The sequence below is a fragment of the Paenibacillus sp. P4_A7 genome (assembly GCF_056402455.1).
Window position 1 is genome coordinate 1 of the sequence record NZ_JBFUHJ010000501.1, and the last position, 3899, is coordinate 3899.

Below are 3899 nucleotides of genomic sequence, written 5' to 3' on the forward strand. Positions count from 1 at the left end.
TCTATAATTGGCAGTACGATTGGTTTAATAGCTGGACCATTCGTTATTCCTGCTTTCGGTCTCATTATTGGACCATTTGCAGGTGCGGTAATCGGTGAAATGATTGTTGGTACAAATATAGAACGCTCGCTCAAGGTTGGTCTAGGATCAGTTGTCGGTCTTTTCACAAGTGTTGTCGTAAAGGTCATTTTACAATTGGCGATGATTGTTCTGTTTATTTTATGGCTCGTATTCTAATCGTTAAAAGGGAGTTATGAGATGATTAAAGTTACGGTGTGGAATGAGTTTTTGCATGAGAAACTTCATGATGAGGTAGCTAAAGTGTATCCCGATGGTATTCATCAAGTGCTAGCTAAGGGTTTAGCTAGTGACGACTTTGAAATAGCAACTGCTACTTTGGAAGAGCCGGAGCATGGGTTGACTGAAGAACGTCTTGCTAATACGGATGTTCTCATTTGGTGGGGACATATGGGGCATGACAAGGTTGAGGATGCCATTGTAGAACGGGTGCAGGAACGGGTATTAGATGGTATGGGTTTAATTGTACTGCATTCCGGTCACTTCTCTAAAATTTTCAAAAAGCTAATGGGTACCGGATGTGATCTGAAATGGCGCGAAGCGGGTGAGAAAGAGCGGATTTGGGTTGTGAATCCTGCACATCCAATTGCGGCTAACCTGCCAGAATACATTACGCTTGAGAACGAAGAAATGTACGGCGAGCATTTTGATATCCCAGCGCCTGACGATCTCATTTTTGTAAGCTGGTTCGAGGGTGGAGAGGTGTTCCGCAGCGGCTGTACCTTTAACCGCGGTCAAGGTAAAATCTTTTATTTCCGCCCTGGGCATGAAACCTATCCAACTTACTATAATCCACAAATATTACAAGTCATTCAAAACAGTATACGCTGGGCCGCTCCATCTAACACGGCGACTCCGGTTCGTGGCAATCATCAGCCGCTTGAGCCAATTGCGAATAAAGGATAGGAGTGGGCATCATAGCTTCTCAGAAATTAGTAAAAGATTCATTAATCAAAGGGACACTCATACTCGCGGCAGCAGCGCTGACAGCACGTTTTCTCGGGCTGTTTCAGCGCATTCCTCTCGACTATATGCTTGGCAAGGATGGTCAAGTTGCATTCAGCGTAGCGAATCAGGTCTATCTGTTGCTACTTATTGTTGCTACAGGAGGCATTCCGAGCGCGATTAGCAAGATGGTATCACAACGTTATGCATTAGGTAGACCGGAAGAAGCAAAAAGGATTTATAAAGCAGCTCTAGTATTCGGAGCGGTAACAGGGGTAATCCTTGCGGTACTTATGTTTACCCTTGCACCGATGTATGCGGATATTGTAAAGAAGCCTAGTGCCAGCTTAGCAGTTCGTGCAATTGCTCCAGCTTTGCTGCTGTTTCCGATTATCGCAATGATGCGCGGTTATTTCCAAGGCAGACAACTGATGGCTGCGGGCGGGGTATCACAAATCGTTGAACAAATATTACGGGTATTTGTCGGTATTGGACTTGCTCTTATCGTGCTCTCTTTAGGTTGGGGCGATGATTGGGGTGCTGCTGCGGTTACATTCGGCGGTGTGTTTGGAAGTATTGGCGCTTTTTCAGTCATGCTGTGGTATGCACGCAAGCTCAAAAGGCAAGATTTAGCTGAAAGCAAGCGAGTTGATCAGGCTGGAAACCATAGAGACGTGAAACCTGGTTCGGTCATACCTTTCAGATCCATCTACAAGGAAATATTCAGTATGTCAATACCGGCTGTCGTAACGGCGATGACCGTTCAGTTTCTATATACGTTTGATTCAACCTTGTTTATGCGCCTAACCGAGTCGTTTTATAGCGGAGATATGGCCACTCATGTGCTCGCTGATTATACGATCAAAGCGATGTCATTAGCAGGTATTCCGCCTATTTTGGCGATTGCGCTGGGAGCTTCTATCATTCCAGTAATCTCGTCAGCCTACTCTATGAAAAATATGAACGAGGTACAGCGGCAATCGTCGCTCGTGATGCGAATTGTTTGCTTCACAGGTGTGCCGATCGCGTTGCTGCTAACTGTTGCAGCTTATTCCGTCACTGGCTTTTTATTTAGTAGTCCTAGCGGAAGTGGAACGGTAGCTTTGCTTACGGCGGGCACGATTTTCCAAATTACGATGATGACAACAAATTCGATTCTTTATGGGCTTGGTAAGCCGAAGCTGCCGATGGTACATACTTTCATTGGCCTCGGACTCAAGGTGGTGCTAAGCATCGCTCTCGCTCCTCTGCTAGGTGTATATGGTCTTATCATTGGCTCGTCGGTTTGTTTTATCGTGATAACGGTCTTAAATGTAAGGAAGATCAACAAAGAAGTGAAGCTAAATGTGCTTGGACGCCGCTGGGGAGTTTACCTTATTGCTATTGCTGCGGCAGCTTTGGCAGGCTGGGGCGCAGAGAATGGGATTCTTGCTCTGACAGGTACATGGCCGGACAAACTTTCATATATGGCTGCTGGTGCAGCAACTGCTCTTGTAGTAGGCGGTTTGTATGTAGTGTTGCTTGCTGCGCTTCGAGTGGTGACACCAGAGGATGTCCGTTCATTTCCAGGTCCGCTTCGTAAGTTGTTGACATTGCTGTTTAAACCAATTTATAAGAAGTCTCTTTAATGTTAATGGATTTTTTACCATTTCGACAAAACAAGTGATTTCCAGTCATTTACATCAATGCACTGTCTCCTGTACAATGAATAGAGTTTGTCAGTAATGACGGCTTACTTCATTTATTATAAGGGGAGAAATGATGTTTATGAGAAAATTTGGTAGGTCAAGTAAGTTGCTCGCTTTGCTGCTTACATTCACGCTAGTATTCGTTGCAGGATGTCAAGCTGTTGCTAACCTCGATCTGAACACCGTATTGAAAAATGCGATTAAAGTAACATCGAGCGAGGGTAAGCAAACGATAGAGCTGAAGCTGCAATTGGCTGAAGCAGCATTTGACGATATGACTGAAGAGGAAGCTGCACTTTTAAAAATGATAACCAGTGTGAAGGTAGAATTGGACAATGTTAAGGTTCAGGATAGTTCACATGTTTCACTCAATGGTAAACTGACGCTCGGAGATGCAACATCTATCAAATTCGCAGTCAAAGCATCCGATAAGCTTGCTGTTATTGAGCTTGAAGGGGCGAAGGAGCCTTATGTGCTCGATTTGACAGGCGAGAGCATGAGCGCTTTGCTAGGTGATTTGGAGCTTGATGCTGATCTGGAGGAAGAAGCTCCTATTGTGAATCGTGAATCATTAACCATACTTGGTAAGCAATTACTAGATTCGATGGGTGCTTATGCGATTAATGGCATGCCAAACCCAGAACGGATTAAGGTATCTGCAGTTACTGAGCCGATTAACGATGTTTCAACTTCACTCATGCAAGTTAATGTAGATATGAATGGCCCAGAGCTTTGGACTTGGGTGAAAAAATACGTTGATGCACTTGTGGCAGATCGTGCTGGTCTTGAAGCTATGGTTGCTGGAGCAATAGATATCTTTAAAAATAATCCAGAATTTTGGTCTGCCTCAGGTACAGAAAATCCATTCGAACAGGATGGAGAAGATGCACTCACAAAGGAAGAAGCTGTATCGGAATCGATCGAGGACATTTCTGGCTTCCTTGTAGAGCTGCAGGATCAACTCAAAGCTATGGAGAAAGAAGATAAAGATACTTTAGATCAACTGTTCAATAAGGATCTGTCCATCAAGGCCGATGTCTTTGTAGATAGCAAGCTCGACATTCGTAAGCAGGCATATGAGCTGAATTACAAAGTAGGCGATCAAGATGCACTTGATCTTTTCCCTTTTGAAGGTATTTCCTTTAAAATGACCAGCGAGCTTTGGAATGTAAATGGAGCAGTCAAAGC

General features: G+C 44.3%; 4 protein-coding genes. All 4 read left to right on the forward strand.

Annotated features, from left to right (window positions below):
- The coding region (locus tag AC1DWN_RS29755) for a DUF456 family protein (RefSeq protein WP_477562479.1) at positions 1–237 on the forward strand (237 nt) is incomplete at its 5' end.
- 21 nt (positions 238–258) lie between these two features.
- Positions 259–984, forward strand: coding sequence for a ThuA domain-containing protein (locus AC1DWN_RS29760; protein WP_477562480.1), 726 nt, complete (start codon positions 259–261; stop codon positions 982–984).
- Positions 985–986: 2 nt separating this feature from the next.
- Positions 987–2651 carry a putative polysaccharide biosynthesis protein gene (locus AC1DWN_RS29765; RefSeq protein WP_477562481.1) on the forward strand — a complete coding sequence of 555 codons (1665 nt, stop codon included), beginning with the start codon at positions 987–989 and terminating at the stop codon, positions 2649–2651.
- Between the two features lie 139 nt (positions 2652–2790).
- The coding region (locus tag AC1DWN_RS29770; protein ID WP_477562482.1) for a hypothetical protein at positions 2791–3899 on the forward strand (1109 nt) is incomplete at its 3' end.

Excerpts from the sequence above, each read along its gene's own strand:
- AC1DWN_RS29760 (WP_477562480.1), top strand. The coding sequence starts at position 259 with ATGATTAAAGTTACGGTGTGGAATGAGTTTTTGCATGAGAAACTTCAT.